The sequence below is a fragment of the Stenotrophomonas sp. FBCC-B152 genome (assembly GCF_059134105.1).
In genome coordinates this window covers 251,737-268,116 of sequence record NZ_CP101442.1, presented here as the reverse complement: position 1 = coordinate 268,116, position 16,380 = coordinate 251,737, and the positions used below count along the sequence as shown (strand labels likewise).

Sequence of the window (16,380 nt, the reverse complement as noted above, 5' to 3'; positions counted from 1 at the left end):
TCACCCCGTGTTCTGTACGCCCTGGGATACGCCGTTCACGCATGCCACCAGGGCGCGCAGCACCTCGTCATCCTCGCCGCCGCTTTCGCGCCAGCGGCGCAGCAGGTCCACCTGCAGCACGCTGATCGGGTCGATGTAGGGATTGCGCAGGCGGATCGACAGCGCCAGCCGCTGGTCGTGCTGCAACAGCTCGTCCTGCCCGGTGATGTCCAGGATCAGTTTGCCGGTCAGCGCCACCTCGCGCTGGATCTGCGGGAAGAACGTGGCGTGCAGCGGGCCGGCCAGCTGCGAGAACTGCTCGGCGATGGTGATGTCGCCCTTGGACAGCACCATCGCGATGTCGTCCAGGAACGTGCTGAAGAACGGCCAGTCGCGCGCCATCTCCTGCAGCGTCGCCTGGTGCCCGGCATCGATCGCCGCCTGCAGGCCGCTGCCCACCCCATACCAGCCGGGAATCACCGCGCGCGCCTGGCTCCAGGCGAACACCCACGGAATCGCGCGCAGGTTGGTCAGCGCCGCGTCCTGTCCGAGCCGCCGTGACGGCCGCGAGCCCAGCGTCATCCGTTCGATCACATCGATCGGCGTGGCCTGGCGGAAGTACTGCATGAAATCGCGCTGGCCGACGAACGCCCGATAGGCCTCCGCGCTCTTCCCGGCCACGAGGTCCATCACCGGGCGCCACTGTGCCTCGCGCGGCTCGGGCGCACGCGGGCGCAGGCTCGAGCGCAGCACCGCGCCGGTGGACTGCTCCAGCGAACGCAGCGCCAGCGCGCGGATGCCGTACTTGCGGTGGATCACCTCGCCCTGCTCGGTCACGCGCAGGCGGCCATCGATGCTGCCGCGGGGCGAGGCGTCCACCGCATCGGTGGTCTTGCCGCCACCCCGGCTGATCGAGCCGCCGCGGCCATGGAAGAAGGTCAGTCGGATGCCGCTTTCGGCGGCCACTTCCAGCAGCTCCACCTGGGCGCGCTGCAGGCCCCAGCGCGACGCGGCGATGCCACCGTCCTTGCCGCTGTCCGAATAGCCCAGCATGACCATCTGCACGTCGTCGCGCGCGGCCAGGTGCGCGCGGTACACGGGGTCGGCCAGCAGGTCGCGCAGCGTATCGGTGCCGCGCTGCAGGTCATCCACGGTTTCAAACAGCGGGGCGATATCCAGCGGCACCGCGCCGGCCTCGTCCTCCAGCCCGCCACGCCGTGCCAGCGCCAGCACCGCGAGTACATCGCTGCGGTCATGGGCCATGGAAATGATGTAGCTGCCCAGGGCATCGGCGCCGTGGCGGCGGCGGGCATCGGCCAGCGCGGCGAACACCGCATCGAGGCGTTGGCCGCCGGCCTCCGTGCTGGCGGGTAGTGCCTGCCCGCCGCTGGCGAAGGGCGCCAGGCGCTGCGCGCGCGCGATCGCGTCGGCCGCGTCCCAGGCGTCCTGTCCATCCAGCACGCTGGCCAGCGCGCGACCATGCACGCTCGATTCCTGGCGTACGTCCAGCCGCGCCAGGTGGAAGCCGAACGTGCGCACCCGCCACAGCAGCCGGCGCACCGCGAAGCCACCGGCGTGGTCGCCCTTGTTGGCATGCAGGCTGTCGAGGATCAGCGTGATGTCGTCCTCCAGTTCCCGTGGCGAGGCGTAGGCGCCCTCGGCGTCCTCCATCGTGGCCTGCACCCGCGCGCGCATGCGGTCGTTGAGCAGGCGGTAGGGCATGTCCGCATGCCGCGGGCGCGAGACCACCTTGGGCAGCAGCTGCTGGTAGTGCGCCACCCGGGCCTGCAGTGCGTCGCTGACCGCCACCCGCTCGGTGGACTGGCTGAGCAGGCTGGCCAGCTGCAGCAGGTCCTTCTGGTAGCGGCCCAGCACCGCCTGGCGCTGCGCGTCGAGCGTGTTGCGGATGGTGCCGGCATCCACGTTCGGGTTGCCGTCCATGTCGCCGCCCACCCAGGTGCCGAAGCGCAGCAGCCGGGGCAGCGGCACGCTGTCGCCATAGGTATCGAGCAGTGCCTGCTGCAGCGATTCGTACAGCACCGGGATCACCCGGTACAGCACCTGCACCAGGTAGAAGCCGACGTGTTCGCGCTCATCGTCCACGGTGGGGCGCACCGGCGAGGAATCGGTGGTCTGCCAGGACGCGGTGAGCGCCATGCGGAAGCGCGCCGCGTCAGCGGCGGCTTCGCCCGGGGTGCGCTGGCCGTCGAGGTTGTCGACCAGGCTGGCCACCATCAGCTGTTCTTTTTCCAGCAGCGCGCGGCGTACTGCTTCGGTCGGGTGCGCGGTGAACACCGGCTCGATGTCGATGCGCGGCAGCCAGCCGGCCAGCTCCTCCAGGGTGACGCCCTGCGCTTTGAGCTGCTGCAGGGCATCCTGCAGGCCATCGGGCTGCGGCGCGGTGCCGGCGCGCTGGTAATCGCGGCGGCGACGGATGCGGTGCACCCGCTCGGCGATGTTGACCACCTGGAAGTAGGTGCTGAACGCACGCACCATCGCTTCGGCGCGTTCGGGCGGCAGCCCGGTCAACGCATCGTTGAGGTCGGACAGCGGCGCCTCGCTTTCACGGCGCGCGATGGCGCGGGTGCGCACCTGTTCCACATCATCGAAGAACTGCGTGGATACCTGCTCGGCAAGCAGGTCACCGACCAGTGCGCCGAGTCGGCGCACATCGTCACGCAGGGGAATGTCGGGGGTGGCAAAGACGATGCTGCTGCGGTACTCGTTCATCTGCGACGCACTGGCCTCGGGAACGGAATCCAGTCAAGCCTAACGCAGATCGCGCGGTGATCGACGCCGCACAGATAGTTTCAATTGCATGTGTTGGTGACCGATTGCCACGCAGGGCGTGGCACTACGAGGTCCCACCGGAGCCGCCAACGCCATCGTCCTGTGCACGTAACAATTCGTAGTGCCACGCCCTGCGTGGCAACCGCGCGCCAGCGCGGCTCAAGCATCCGAAGCCGCGCGGCATTCGTCCCCGGCATCCCTCCGGCGTTTAGAAAACACCGAAGGCATGCATCAGACCTTCATGAAGCAAGAACGAAGCAAGCGCCGGGGCAATCCCCGGCACGGCATCATTTGATCTTCATGCCCGGCCCGATGGTCTGCTCCAACCACCGCTCGCTTTCCGCCAGCATGGTCATCAACGACTCGCGCGCACGGTAGTGATGCGACTCGTTGGGCAGCATCACCAGCCGCGCCGTACCGCCCAGCCCCTTCACCGCCGCGAACATGCGCTCGCTCTGGATCGGGAACGTACCGGAATTGTTGTCGTCCCCGCCGTGGATGAAGAGGATCGGATCCTTGATCCTGTCGGCGAAATTGAACGGCGACATCTTCAGGTACACGTCCTGTGCCTGCCAGAAGTTGCGCTCCTCGGCCTGGAATCCGAACGGGGTGAGCGTGCGGTTGTACGCGCCACTGCGCGCGATACCCGCCTTGAACAGCCGCGTATGCGCCAGCAGGTTCGCAGTCATGAACGCCCCATACGAATGCCCGCCGATGGCGATGTGCTCACGGTCGGTCACCCCACGCCGCACCACTTCATCCACCGCCGCTTCGGCGTTGGCTACCAGCTGCGGCAGGTAGGTATCGTTGGGTTCCTTGTCGCCTTCGCCGATGATCGGCATCGACGGACTCACCAGCACCGCATAGCCCTTGGCCAGGAACGCCTGCGGGCCCCAGAAACCGATGGCGTTGAAGCGGTAGGGCGAATCGGTCACCTGGCTGGCCGCCGCAGCGGTCTTGAACTCACCCGGGTAGGCCCACATCAGCATCGGCAGCGGGCCATCCTTCTTCACGTTATAGCCCGGCGGCAGCATCAGCGTGGCGGTCAGGTCGACACCGTCGTTGCGCTTGTAGCGGATCTGTTCCTTGCTTACCCCACGCAGCTGCGGCAGCGGATGCTCGAAGCGGGTCAGCGCGCGCGGGGCCGCCGTGGCATCGGCCAGCGACTGCACGTAGTAGTTGGCCGGCGTATCGGGCGACTCGCGGGTGAGCAGCACCGAGCTGCCGTCCTGGTCAAGCAGTGCCTGCGGCAGCGAATAGGTCGGCGCCTGCGAATGGAACAGGCGGGTGGCGGTGCGACTCTCGAGGTCGAAGCGGTCCACGAACGGGCGGTCGCCTTCCGGCGAGGCGCCCTGGCCGATCAGGAAGATGCTGCGCCCATCTTCGGTGATCTGCAGGCGCGAACGACCGTTCACATCGCGCACCAGCGCCGGCTTGCCCGGATCGTTGTAGCGGTCCTGCGCGGAGCGCTCGGACAGCAGCTGCGGGGCCTGGTCGAGCTGGTCCGGCGCGATCCGCCACTGCTTGACCACGCGCGACTTCCACCACGATTCGTTGAGCAGCGCCAGGTCGCCACGGCCCCACTGGATGCCGGCATAGCGGCTGCCCAGCTGCGCCAGGGTGACCGGCGGCGCGTCGAACGGCGCGGCCTGCATCAGCACCGCATCGCGCACCTTGGAATCGCGGGCCGGATCGCCTCCGTCCTGGGCTTCGGCCCAGACCAGCGTGGCCGGCGCATCGGCGCGCCAGCTCACCTCGCGCACCCCGGTGGGTACCGCGTCGTTGCCGGTGGGCAGGCCTTCCACCAGCGGCAGGGTGGCCACGGTGTGCTGCAGCCGGCCATCGGCGGCGGACAGCACTTCGATGCGGCGCGGGAAATCATCGGCCGGCACCAGGTAGGAGTACGGACGCTGCACGCGCTGGGCCAGCACATGCTGCCCGTCCGGCGAGATGCTGACGTCCAGGTAGACGCCAGCGGTGGACAGCGGCGCGGTCACGCCGTTGAGCGCGACCCGGACCGGCTGCGAGCTGGCGTAATGATCGAACAGGCGCGCATCGGCCTCGTTGCTGAGCAGGTCCTGGTAGGTGCGGATCGCACGCACGCCGGCGTCGGCCTGGGTCTGCTGGATCGCCGGGCCGGTCGGAATGCCGCCGGCGGCCGGCGCCGGGCCCTGGCCCTTGACCTGCTGGGTGACCACCAGCCCGCGGCTGTCGGGCAGCCAGTCGTAGCCGCTGCCGAACACGGTGTTGAGGTCGGCGAGCAGGCGACGCGCACTGCCGCTGGCCACGTCGATGATCCACAGCTCGTTGGCACCGCTGGCCGCATGCACCTGGTTGAAGGCCAGGTACTGCTGGTCCGGCGACCACGCCAGCGAGGCCACCGACAGCGGCTGCGGCAGGCCGGTGATCTGGCGCTCCTTGCCGTCGGCGATGTTCATCAGCCACAGCTTGTCGGCGAAGGTGAACGTGCTGGCCGAGAAGGTGGCCGGGTTGATCCGCACGCCGGCCAGCTTCAGCTCGGGCTGGGCCACTTCGTTGATCGAGGGCAGCGGCGGGGTCTGCAGCAGCGCGGCGATATCGCGGCGCGGCGACAGGCTCAGGGTCGGCGCGCGGGGGGCGTTGGCCACCGCCTGCAGCGCGGCCGACGGCAGCTGGTAACCCTGCGCTGCCGGCGCGGCCACGGCCTGCGGCGCCTTTTTGCCGGCGGTGGGCGTCGCCGCCAGCGCCAGTGGCGCCACCGCCAGCAGGGCCATACCCGCGATCAGCCGGCTGCTCCAGCGCGCGCGGCGCGTACGGTCATTGCCTGTCATCTTCCCACCCCATGCTGTGCAAACCTTGGACCTTAACAGCGGGGCGCGGTTTGCCCCCCTGCCGATGGTTGGGGGCCGGCACCGATTCATGCCCGGGCGGTGCGCCGGGATATAATGGGCATCCCCTCCACCGAGGGGCGCTGCGACCGCTGCCGGACCTGTTCCGCACGGCCAGGCTCGGTGGCAGGGCTGGTTCCAACGGCGCCCGGCGAAGACGAGCCATTCGTCCATTACCGGAGCTTTTGCATGAACGCTGTTGCCAAGACCTTCTCCACCGAAGGTGATTACAAGATTGCCGATATCTCGCTGGCCGACTGGGGCCGCAAGGAACTGGATATCGCCGAGCACGAAATGCCGGGCCTGATGTCGATCCGCCGCAAGCACGCCGCCACCCTGCCGCTGAAGGGCGTGCGCGTGACCGGTTCGCTGCACATGACCATCCAGACCGCCGTGCTGATCGAAACGCTGAAGGACATCGGCGCCGACGTGCGCTGGGCCTCGTGCAACATCTTCTCCACCCAGGACCATGCCGCTGCGGCGATCGCCGCGTCGGGCACCCCGGTGTTCGCCTGGAAGGGCGAGTCGCTGGAAGAGTACTGGGACTGCACCCTGGACGCGCTGACCTTCACCCTGCCCGACGGCACCCTGACCGGCCCGGAACTGGTGGTCGATGACGGTGGCGATGTCACCCTGCTGATCCACAAGGGCTACGAGCTCGAAAACGGCAGCACCTGGGTCGACGAAAAGGCCGCCTCGCACGAAGAACAGGTCATCAAGGACCTGCTCAAGCGCGTGGCCAAGGAGCGCCCGGGTTACTGGGCCCGCGTGGTCAAGGACTGGAAGGGTGTTTCGGAAGAAACCACCACCGGCGTGCACCGCCTGTACCAGCTGGCCCAGGCCGGCACCCTGCTGATCCCGGCGATCAACGTCAACGACTCGGTCACCAAGTCCAAGTTCGACAACCTGTACGGCTGCCGCGAGTCGCTGGCCGATGGCCTCAAGCGCGCGATGGACGTGATGCTGGCCGGCAAGGTCGCCGTGGTCTGCGGCTACGGTGACGTGGGCAAGGGCTGCGCCGCGTCGCTGCGTGCCTACGGCGCGCGCGTGGTGGTGACTGAAATCGATCCGATCTGCGCCCTGCAGGCGGCGATGGAAGGCTTCGAGGTCAACACCATCGAATCCACCCTGGGCCGTGCCGACCTGTACGTCACCACCACCGGCAACAAGGACATCATCCGCATCGAGCACCTGAGCGCGATGAAGGACCAGGCCATCGTCTGCAACATCGGCCACTTCGACAACGAAATCCAGGTCGATGCGCTGGTCGGCTTCCCGGGCGTGCAGCACATCAACATCAAGCCGCAGGTGGACAAGTACGTGTTCCCGAACGGCAACGCGATCTTCCTGCTCGCCGAAGGCCGCCTGGTCAACCTGGGCTGCGCCACCGGCCACCCGAGCTTCGTGATGTCCAACTCGTTCGCCAACCAGACCCTGGCCCAGATCGACCTGTGGGCCAACAAGGACAGCTACGAGAAGAAGGTGTACCTGCTGCCGAAGAAGCTGGACGAGGAAGTGGCGCGCCTGCACCTGGAAAAGATCGGCGTGAAGCTGACCACCCTCACCAAGGAACAGGCCGATTACATCGGCGTGCCGGTGGAAGGTCCGTTCAAGCCGGAGCATTACCGCTACTGATGGTTGAGGGGTGCCAGCCAGCGGCTGGCACCACCCCACGCGACGGGCGCCTTCGGGCGCCCGTTTTCGTTATGCGGGCTTCACCCGGGCTGCACCCTGCCCTCACATCCGCGCCGGGATCATCAGCGCGCGGGGGAATATCTGGGTGCATTCCGGAGATTTCCATGAATATCAAGTTCGTACTTCCCGCACTGCTGGCGCTGTGCGGTGCCGCTTACATGTCCCCCGTCCACGCCGCCGACTATCGGTGCATGGTGTTTTCCGGTGCAGATGGCGGAAAGCCGGAAGCGAGCAGCAACGCGGACGGGAAATACGCCATCAAGGCGGCCGACCTGAAGGCAGCGGAGGCCGGTGCCCTGGCTGCCGCCACGCGCTACAAGAAGAACAGCGTCACGCTGACCAAGGCCCAATGCGATGCGGTGGCAGGAGCATCGAGCACTGCGACGTCGGCACCGGCCACGACAACCGATCCGACGCCTCCGCCTTCATCTACCTCGGCGACAGGTGCAACCAAGGACTACCGGTGTGCCGTGCACGATGCGGACGGCAATGTGCTGAGGGGCGACGCCGAGGGTTACTTCAAGGTCGCCGCCAGCAACGGTGACGTGGCTGATGGCTTGGCAAAGACCAAGGCGGAAGCAAAGTACGGGGCCGGGAAAGTCGACTCTGTCGATTGCGCGCCCATGGGTTGAGGTTGTATTCCTGCTGCTGCCGGCACCATTGCCGGCAGCAGCGGGATTGACCACGTCCTGGAACCGTCATCCCTCAATAGTCCGGGTCAAGATTTTGCGGTCGCGCCCGCGCTAAGGTAGTGCGACCACGCCAGCTGCATGACCATGACCCCGGCCATCAATCTGCTCAAGAAGCACGGCATCGCACACAGCGTGCTGTCCTACCACCATGATGCCAATGCCGCCTCCTATGGCGGCGAAGCGGCGGCGCAGCTGGGGCTCGACCCCGCAACGGTGTTCAAGACCCTGCTGGCCAGTACCGAAAAGCACGAGCTGCTGGTGGCGATCGTGCCGGTCAGTGGCACGCTGGACCTCAAGGCGCTGGCCGAGGCGGCGGGCTGCCGCAAGTGCGAGATGGCGGCGGTGGACGCGGCGCAGCGCGCCACCGGCTACCTGGTTGGCGGAATCAGTCCGCTGGGCCAGAAGAAGAGGCACCGCACCTTCATCGATGCCAGCGCGCAGGCGCTGCCGACAATGCACGTCAGCGCCGGCCGGCGCGGCTTGGAGGTGGCGTTGGCGCCGGCCGATCTGATCACGTTGACCGAAGCGAAGATCGCGGGTATTGGTCGGCCGTAATGTTACGGCCGCCAGTTCGCGTGGCTTTCCCAATACGCCACGGCGCGCTGGTACGCCTCACGATCCAGCGGCACGCCCGAACCGCCCTCTTCCACCCCCAGCGCATTTCGCATCATGGTGATCGGTGCCATCGGCACTTCTTCCGGCTCGGCGGTGTAGATGCAGCCGACGATGCCCCAGTCGGCATTGATCGGTGAGCCTTCCTTGGCCAGCTGCTCGGCGCTGTACAGGATCACCACCAGGTAGTTCGCGCGCGGCGACTGCACGCCCTCGAACCAGCGCACCAGCACCGGCAGTTCCTCGCGGTTGCGCGCCTCGTAGGCGCTGCGCAGCTGGTGGCGGTTGGCATCGGTGACCGGCACCGTCAGGCAGCGCGTGGACGTCCAGTTCTCATACACGAACAGCTTGCAGAACGGCGCGTAGCCATCGAGCACCTTGAACGGCGCATGCGTGTTGAGGTGCGCCTGGAACTGCTCGGCGCTGCAGTCCTGGATGGTGTTGCCGCGCGGCACGCGCGGGAACAGACGGGGACGGGCGAATTCGGTGAGGACGATCGACATGGCACACGCAGCGGGAGACAGGTGCACAGGGTAACCGCCCTCAGTCGAGGATCGCGCGCAGCGCCGCTTCCAGGGTCGGGTACCGGAACCGGTAGCCTTCCTGCAGCGCGCGCGCCGGCACCACGTTCTGGCCGGTCAACAGAAGGCCCGCCATCTCGCCGAAGGCCAGCTTCAAGGCGAACGCCGGCGTCCGCACCCACGCAGGCCGCTTCAGCACGTGCGCCAGGGTGCGCGCGAATTCCGCGTTGGTGACCGCCGCCGGGGCGGTGCCGTTGCAGGCGCCACGCGTTTCGGGATCGGCCAGCAGCCACAGGATCAGCCCCACCAGGTCGTCGCGATGGATCCAGCTCATCCACTGCATGCCATCGCCCATCGGCCCACCCGCGCCGATCCGGAACGGCGGCAGCATGCGCGCCAGCGCACCGCCATCGCGGTCGAGCACGATGCCGGTGCGCAGCAGGCAGGTGCGCACGCCGAGGTCTTCGGCCTTCAGCGCTTCGGCCTCCCACTGCCGGCACAGCATGGCGGCGAAGTCATGCCCGGGCGAAGCCGATTCGTCCAAGGGGGTGGCATCGCGCGGCCCGTAGTAGCCGATCGCCGAGCCCGAAACCAGCACCTGCGGACGGGTCGGCAACCCACGCATCCAGTCCAGCAGGGCCTGGGTGGTGCCGATCCGCGAGGCCAGCATGGCCTGCTTGCGCGCCGGGTTCCAACGGCCTTCCACCAGCGGTTCGCCGGCCAGGTTCACCACGGCGTGGACCGGGCCCACATCGCCCAGTGCACCGACGTACTGCACGCCAGCCTGGCCGGCCCGGCCCGGACTGCGGGTCAGCACCGTGACCCGGTGCCCGGCCGCCAGCAGCCGCTGGCACAGGCGCTGGCCGATGAACCCGGTGCCGCCGGTGATGAGGATGTCCATGCGCGATCTCCATAGTGAACGCCACTTTACCCGCCCGGGTGTAAACGCCATGCCCGGCACCTTTTACATTCATCGCGATGAAGCGATATGATGGAGCCACACCCGCTGCCGCCGCCGCCCATGACTGCCCTCAGCTTCGAGTTCTACCCGCCCAAGACCGACGACCAGCGTGCCCAGCTCGACCGTACCGCGGCCAAGCTCAAGGCGTACGCGCCGGAATACGTGTCCTGCACGTTCGGCGCCGGCGGCTCGACCCTGAGCTACACCTCCGAAACGGTGCGCCACCTCAAGCAGCACCACGGCTTCGAGGCCGCGCCACACCTGTCCTGCGTGGGCGGCAGCCGCGAGGAGATCCGTGAGCTGCTCAAGCTGTACCGGGCCATCGGCTGCAAGCGCATCGTGGCGCTGCGGGGCGACCTGCCTTCGGGCATGGGCCACCCCGGCGACCTGCGCTATGCGTCCGAACTGATCGCCTTCATCCGCGCCGAACACGGCGATGCCTTCCACATCGAGGTCGGCGCCTACCCGGAAACGCACCCGCAATCCGACGACGCGCTGCGCGACCTGAAGTACTTCAAGGCCAAGATCGACGCAGGCGCCGATGCCGCCATCACCCAGTACTTCTTCAATGCCGACGCCTATTTCCACTTCGTCGACGCGGTGCGCAAACTGGGCGTGCAGGTGCCGATCGTGCCGGGCATCATGCCGATCTCCAACTTCAGCCAGCTGCGCCGCTTCTCCGAACAGTGCGGCGCCGAGATCCCGCGCTGGATCGGCAAGCGCATGCAGGCCTACGGCGACGACGTCGATTCGGTGCGCGCCTTCGGTGCCGAGGTGGTGGCCCAGCTGTGCGAGCGGCTGGTGGCCGGCGGCGCACCGGGCCTGCATTTCTACACCCTCAACCTGGCCAGGCCCACCACCCAGGTATTGAAGCTGCTGGGCCGCTGAACATCGCGCACGCCACTGCTTGCAGATAACGCGCGTCCCGCTACTCTGCTGCGATGAGACCGGTCGTTCCGTTGCTGCTGTCGCTGTGCATGCTGTGCTGGGCCCCGTGGGCGCAGGCACAGGCGCAGCGCGTGAACCGCTGCACCAACGCGCAGGGCGAAACGGTGTTCACCGACCGCAGCTGCGATGCACTGGGCGCGACGGCGCGGATGCCGCCGCGCGGTGACTCGGTCGGCAATACCGGCATCTACCGCGCCGGCTGCGCGCGCCGGTTGAGCGAGCTGACCGGGCAGATCCGCGATGCGGTGAGCCTGCAGGACGTCAACCGGCTCTCGTCGATCTACCTGTGGGGCAACGTGTCCGATGCCACCGCCAACCAGATCATCGGGCGGCTGGAATCGGTGGTGCAGCGGCCCCTGCTGGACATCGCGCCGGTGTACCCGGAGGTTGCCGCACCGCCGCCGCTGCCGGTCGACCCGACCGCGACCCTGGTCGAGGCAGTGGAAGCGGCCGCGCCGCCGGCCAGCCGGCCGCGGCCGATCGGGCTGCGGCTGGAGCAGACACTCGGTACGACAGCCACGCCGGCGCGTACCGTGTTCGGGCTGCGCCGTCAGTACGGGTGTTTCTGGATCACGCTGTAGGCCACAACGCGCGGATGGCGGCGATGCCCTGCGCGCCGTGGCGGCGCGCCTGGGTGATGTCATCCGGGTGCAGGCCGCCCAGCGCGTAGAGCGGCAGCGAGACCTGCGCGCGCAGGGTTTCAAAGGTGTCCCAGCCCATCGGCGGGCTGCCGGGGTGGCTGTCGGTGGCCTGGACCGGGCCGAGCACGGCGAAGTCGCAGCCCAGCCGTTGCGCGGCCTGCAGCTGGGCCAGGTCGTGGCAGGACGCGGCCACCAGCTGGTCGGCCGGCAATGGCCGCGCCTCCAGCTGCAGCAGCTGTTCGCCGCCCAGGTGCACGCCCACGCCGAGCCGGCGCGCCAGTTCGATATCGCGATTGAGCAGCCACTGCACCCCGCTGCGGTGCCGGGCCACGGCCTGTTCGGCCAGGGCGATGCGGGCCGGGCTGGTCGGGGTGCGCAGCTGCACGCGGCGCACGCCGGCCTCCAGCGCACGCGCCAGGCGCGCATACCAGTCCTGGTGCGCGGCGTCCTCGTCGGTGTCCGGCTCGGGGGTGATCAGGTAGCGGTCCGGGTGGCGCAGCGCGGCCACCACCGGCAGGTCGGCCGGCGGCATCGAATAACGCGACAGCTTGTCCGGCGCCACCCAGGTGATGGCCTGGCCTTCGCGGCCGCGCGGCGAGCCCTTCCAGCTGCGGATGTGCCGCACTTCCAGGCGCAGGTGCTTGTCCGGATAGAGCTGCGGGACGTCCAGGATCCAGTCGCCGACCTCGGCCTCGATTCCCAGTTCCTCGCGCAGTTCGCGCACCAGCGCCTGCTCGGAGCTCTCGCCCTCCTCGCGCTTGCCGCCGGGGAATTCCCACAGGCCGGCCATGTCGCGGTTCTCGGTACGGCGGTTGAGCAGGATGCGGCCGCGGGCGTCGGTGATGACGCCGGCCACGACGTGGATCGATCGTTTGGGGGATGGCATGCGGCCAGAATGCCCAATCGGCCCGGGCATGCGCAATGCCGGACAGACGAAGGGCCCCTTGCGGGGCCCTTCGGGTGGTTCAGGAGGCGGGTTCGATCAGAACGTCACGTTCCAGTTCAGCTGGGCCCCCACTTCACGCTGGCCATCACCGGCACGGCCCTGCGCGAACATCGACAGGCGGCTGTTGTCGGAGGTGTTCAGCGACACGCCCAGTTCGGCGATGCCCACGTTGCGCGCCAGCGGCAGGCCGCTGACGGTGAAGCTGTCGCTGCCCGCCACGAAGCGGTTGCGCGAGTCGGCACGCAGTTCGCCGGCGGCGTTCTGCCAGGCCAGGCCGGCCTCCAGGCGGGCGCCGTCGGTCTGGCCACCGCTGATGTCCCACGCGGCGCGGATGCCGGCGGTGGTGGTCCAGACCTCATCCTTGCTGGACGCCACCGACAACGCTGCGGTGCCGCCGGTTTCGGTGGCGGCCTCGCTCGACAGGCGGGTGTAGGCCACGGCCAGGTACGGGCTCAGGGTCAGCGCACTGAGCTGGATGTCCCAACCGCCTTCCGCAAAGGCCTGTACCGAATGGGCGTCATGACGGCTGTCCAGGTTCTGTTCCCAGGACGTGCCGGCCCCCAGCGCGCGACGGGTGTCCAGCTCGTAGTCGGCATAGCTGGCGCCGCCGTTGATCCAGGCCTGCTCGCCACGGAAACCGGCGTACAGGCCACCGTGCACCGCGTCGACCTCGGTGATCGCGTTGCGGTCGCGGATCTGCTGGCGCAGCGATTCCGGGCCACCGGCCACGCCGACGGTCCAGCGGTCGCCGAAGGTCCAGTCGTAGCCCACCATCAGGCCCTGGCGGGTTTCCTGGGTGCGCGAGGCGGTGCCGTCGCTGTCCTGGCGCTTGGAGGCGCCGCTGCCGGCCACCCACACCGAGGAGCCGTTGAGCTTGGTGTCCGGCGTCGGGCGCAGGCGCTGGGAGATGCCCTCACGCAGGAAGCGGTCGTCCAGCAGCAGCGCACGGTTGCTGGCGTGCAGTTCGCCGCCGAGGTCATCGAAGGCAACCAGCGCACCGGCCTCGTCCAGCATCAGCAGGCCGTTGTACAGGGCCAGCGCGTCGCCGGACTGCTGCAACGAATCCAGCGCCGCGGCGGTGGCACGCTGGTTGCCGGTGACGGCCACGGCGCCGAACACGATCGGCGGGGTCACGCCCGGGGTGCCCGGGAAGCCGGGATCGACGGGCGTGACCGGATCCACCGGATCCACCGGCGTCACCGGGTCCACCGGGGTGACCGGATCGACAGGATCCACCGGCGCCACCGGGCTGTTGACCGCAACGGTCAACAGGACATCATTGCCGGTGTAGGTCAGGGTCGGAGTGAGGAAGGCGGAGTTGGAGATGACATCGTCGAAGCCACCCTTGAGGCCCTCTGCCGCGTTGAGGATTACGTAGGTCTGGCCGTTCTGGTAGCTGGCCAGCGGGTCCAGCCCGGTCACGCGCACGCCGGTGTCGCCGCTGCTGCCGTCGAGTCCCGACGTGCGGCCAACGTATGCGTTGCCGGTCACCTTGACGAAGTCGGCCTTGCCGTTGCCTAGCAGGTCCACGTCATAGAAGGCCTTCTGTGCGACGCTGGCCGGGACCAGCCCGCCGGTGTTGATGTACAGGTCGCCATCGATGGTGATCGTGCCCACGCCGCCATCGCCCGGCGACAGAACGCCACCGTTGTACACGTCGGTGTCGCCCACCATCGCATTGCCGGCCAGCATGCCGCCCCTGCCTACCGTCACGATGGCGCTGCGCTGCACGTCGGTGCTGGTGCCGTAGTTGATGGTCTGGTTGAAGCCGGCGCTGCCATTGAGAATCAGGGTGCCACCGGCGATGTGGATCTGCTGCGTCGGCGCCGTGCCGCTGCCCACCAGGTTCTGGCCGGTGTACATGTCGCCGTTGATGCGCAGCGTGCCACCGTTGACGGCGACGGTGCCGCCGAAGTCGGTCAGGTCACCGTTCAACGTGGTGGTGCCTGCAATGTTCCTGACCATGCCACTGTCGGGGTTTTGGCTGCGCAGCGTATTGGCCAGCGTGATGTCATCGGTATGGTTGAACACCAGACCGCCCGACGACGACTGCATGACAATGTCAGCACTGCCCAGTTCGCCAGCGGCTTCGGCCGCGGCCCAGGTTTCCACGCCGTTGGGCCAGCCGGCCATCCCACCGCCGACGGTAATGAAGCCTGTGGTGCCCAGCACCAGATCACCGCCCGCCGCGATGCGCCCGCCGTTGGACACCGTCAGGTAGCCCGACGGTTCGCCGACCAGGTGGCTGCCCACGGTAATGTCGCCGGCCGCCTCGATGGCCGAACCGGCCCCGCTCACACGAACCTGCTCATCCACGCGCTCAAGCTTGAGCGTCATCGAGTTGCTGCCGCCGGAAACCAGCAGCGTATCGGTAGTGATCACCGCACCATCCAGTACGTCCACGCCGGTGCGGATGTCCATCTCGCCCTGGTTGGTCCAGCGGCTGCCGGTGCCGGTCAGCGTTGCCGTGCCGGTGCTGCTGTAGGAGTCCTTGATGCGGGCGCTGTTGGACTGGATCTGGCCACCGTTGTCGACCAGCAGGTGGGTGCTCGTCATCACCCGGTCGCCGCTCAGCACCGAACCGGCGCCGGACACCTCGATGCGGCCGGTGCGCGCGTGCCTGCTCGGCAGGCCCTGCTCATCCTCGGCGGTGACGTTGCCGGTGACCGCAACCACGCCACCGTCTTCAACGCGCAGCTTGCCGTTGCCGTTGGCGGAAACGCGCAGTACATCGGCCGCCACGGTGGAACCGACGCCCGTCACCAGCAGCGTGCCGCCCGCGTCCTGCGCCGCGCCAACGCTGAGCAGCTGTGCGTTGACCTTACCGCCATTGCGCACGTTGACCGTGCCCTCTGCGTTTTTGGCAGCGCCGAGCACGAGGTTGCGACCGACACTGACAGTGCCATTGTCGATGTTGAGCGTGCCCGTCCCGGCCTCGCCAACCCGCAGCTCGTTGTCGGTGACGACCAGCTCGCCGCCGGTGTTTACGTTGACCACGCCCATGCCACCCGCTTCAGTGCCGATGCTCATGCCGAAGGACGTACCCGCCAGCGGCCATGGCTGGGTCACTTCGACGCGACCGCCATTGACGATGTCGAGCAGACCTGCCCCTTCGCGGCCCACCAGCAGCTGGCGTGCGCTGAGCGAGGAGCCTGCACCCTCCACCCGCCCGATGCCAAAGCCATCGGCCCCAAATCCGAACGACACGGTGCCGCCGGCAACGGTGGCTGCAGCGCCGTCGGTCAGGCGCAGTTCGCCCTTGCCGGCCTCACCCACGCGCACCGATGCGCTGTTCACGGTCAGCGTCGAGGTCGGGCCAGTGAAGTACAGCTTGCCGTCGCTGCCCACCGACGTACCCACCGACACCAGGCCGTTGGAGGTGATCTTGCCGCCGTCGCGGACGTCGACCTGCACCTGGCCGTTGGGCCCGACGCGGAAGCCATCCACGTACGCGCGCGAATCATTGACGATGTCCGGCGCATTGAAGTCATACACCGCCGCGAAGGCGGTGGGCAGCGAGGCGGCCGACAGGCCCAGCGCAACCAGCATGGCAGCGCTCAGCGGCGAACGCCGGCGACGGTTGTCGGTGGCCTGAGACGGGGAAGAGGGGGACGTGGCGAGTTCGGATGCGACCTGCATCAGGCCGGTGGTGCGGTTGAACACCAGGCGATAGATCCTGTTCATGAAACTCCATGGATGGCGACTCAGGGAAAACGCGACGCTACCGC

Annotated in this window: 11 protein-coding genes and 1 riboswitch; of the genes, 5 read left to right on the top strand and 6 right to left on the bottom strand. The window is 68.3% G+C overall.

The genetic code is table 11. The features are described 5' to 3' along the window. Together ppc and NMB40_RS01165 are read right to left on the bottom strand one after the other, a co-directional pair. Positions 1–2,709, bottom strand: coding sequence for a phosphoenolpyruvate carboxylase (gene ppc / locus NMB40_RS01170; protein ID WP_494359898.1), 2,709 nt, complete (start codon positions 2,707–2,709; stop codon positions 1–3). A 347-nt stretch (positions 2,710–3,056) separates the two neighbouring features. Continuing rightward, positions 3,057–5,579: a S9 family peptidase gene (locus tag NMB40_RS01165; RefSeq protein WP_494359897.1), complete on the bottom strand. Its 2,523-nt coding sequence runs from the start codon at positions 5,577–5,579 to the stop codon at positions 3,057–3,059. Between the two features lie 126 nt (positions 5,580–5,705). Beyond that, positions 5,706–5,793: riboswitch (S-adenosyl-L-homocysteine riboswitch) on the top strand. A 32-nt stretch (positions 5,794–5,825) separates the two neighbouring features. On the opposite strand from NMB40_RS01165, the gene ahcY reads away from it, so the two are divergent. The 3 genes from ahcY to ybaK all read left to right on the top strand — a co-directional run bounded on the left by ahcY (position 5,826) and on the right by ybaK (position 8,578). Then, the gene (gene ahcY, locus NMB40_RS01160) at positions 5,826–7,271 is read left to right on the top strand and encodes an adenosylhomocysteinase (protein WP_068849268.1); all 1,446 of its coding nucleotides are present in this window, start codon (positions 5,826–5,828) and stop codon (positions 7,269–7,271) included. 164 nt (positions 7,272–7,435) lie between these two features. Next, entirely contained in the window at positions 7,436–7,963 is a 528-nt protein-coding gene (locus tag NMB40_RS01155; RefSeq protein ID WP_494359896.1) for a hypothetical protein, read from the top strand. 144 nt (positions 7,964–8,107) lie between these two features. Then, entirely contained in the window at positions 8,108–8,578 is a 471-nt protein-coding gene (gene ybaK, locus NMB40_RS01150; protein ID WP_494361020.1) for a Cys-tRNA(Pro) deacylase, read from the top strand. A gap of 2 nt (positions 8,579–8,580) precedes the next feature. Here the strand turns inward: ybaK and NMB40_RS01145 are convergent, their stop codons facing one another. Beyond that, a complete protein-coding gene (locus NMB40_RS01145; RefSeq protein ID WP_494359895.1) occupies positions 8,581–9,138 on the bottom strand; it encodes a DUF3228 family protein in 558 nt (185 codons plus the stop codon). Between the two features lie 40 nt (positions 9,139–9,178). Next, on the bottom strand, positions 9,179–10,057 hold the full coding sequence (locus NMB40_RS01140) for a TIGR01777 family oxidoreductase (protein ID WP_494359894.1): 879 nt from the start codon (positions 10,055–10,057) through the stop codon (positions 9,179–9,181). A gap of 120 nt (positions 10,058–10,177) precedes the next feature. Between NMB40_RS01140 and metF the strand changes: the two genes are divergently transcribed. After that, positions 10,178–11,005, top strand: a complete 828-nt coding sequence (gene metF / locus NMB40_RS01135) for a methylenetetrahydrofolate reductase [NAD(P)H] (protein WP_494359893.1) — start codon at positions 10,178–10,180, stop codon at positions 11,003–11,005. A gap of 53 nt (positions 11,006–11,058) precedes the next feature. Continuing rightward, positions 11,059–11,646, top strand: coding sequence for a hypothetical protein (locus NMB40_RS01130; protein WP_494359892.1), 588 nt, complete (start codon positions 11,059–11,061; stop codon positions 11,644–11,646). On the opposite strand, the gene NMB40_RS01125 is transcribed toward NMB40_RS01130, so the two are convergent. Continuing rightward, complete coding sequence (locus tag NMB40_RS01125; RefSeq protein ID WP_494359891.1) at positions 11,636–12,592, bottom strand: Nudix family hydrolase; 957 nt, start codon at positions 12,590–12,592, stop codon at positions 11,636–11,638. The genes NMB40_RS01130 and NMB40_RS01125 overlap by 11 nt on opposite strands. A gap of 96 nt (positions 12,593–12,688) precedes the next feature. Continuing rightward, positions 12,689–16,336: an autotransporter outer membrane beta-barrel domain-containing protein gene (locus NMB40_RS01120; RefSeq protein ID WP_494359890.1), complete on the bottom strand. Its 3,648-nt coding sequence runs from the start codon at positions 16,334–16,336 to the stop codon at positions 12,689–12,691. Positions 16,337–16,380 lie beyond the last annotated feature (44 nt).

Bases quoted from the DNA above. Each gene is read 5' to 3' on its own strand.
- ybaK (WP_494361020.1), top strand. From the start codon at position 8,108: ATGACCCCGGCCATCAATCTGCTCAAGAAGCACGGCATCGCACACAGC.
- NMB40_RS01165 (WP_494359897.1), bottom strand. From the start codon at position 5,579: ATGACAGGCAATGACCGTACGCGCCGCGCGCGCTGGAGCAGCCGGCTG.
- ppc (WP_494359898.1), bottom strand. From the start codon at position 2,709: ATGAACGAGTACCGCAGCAGCATCGTCTTTGCCACCCCCGACATTCCC.
- NMB40_RS01140 (WP_494359894.1), bottom strand. From the start codon at position 10,057: ATGGACATCCTCATCACCGGCGGCACCGGGTTCATCGGCCAGCGCCTG.
- NMB40_RS01125 (WP_494359891.1), bottom strand. From the start codon at position 12,592: ATGCCATCCCCCAAACGATCGATCCACGTCGTGGCCGGCGTCATCACC.
- NMB40_RS01145 (WP_494359895.1), bottom strand. From the start codon at position 9,138: ATGTCGATCGTCCTCACCGAATTCGCCCGTCCCCGTCTGTTCCCGCGC.
- metF (WP_494359893.1), top strand. From the start codon at position 10,178: ATGACTGCCCTCAGCTTCGAGTTCTACCCGCCCAAGACCGACGACCAG.
- NMB40_RS01155 (WP_494359896.1), top strand. From the start codon at position 7,436: ATGAATATCAAGTTCGTACTTCCCGCACTGCTGGCGCTGTGCGGTGCC.
- NMB40_RS01130 (WP_494359892.1), top strand. From the start codon at position 11,059: ATGAGACCGGTCGTTCCGTTGCTGCTGTCGCTGTGCATGCTGTGCTGG.
- ahcY (WP_068849268.1), top strand. From the start codon at position 5,826: ATGAACGCTGTTGCCAAGACCTTCTCCACCGAAGGTGATTACAAGATT.
- NMB40_RS01120 (WP_494359890.1), bottom strand. From the start codon at position 16,336: ATGAACAGGATCTATCGCCTGGTGTTCAACCGCACCACCGGCCTGATG.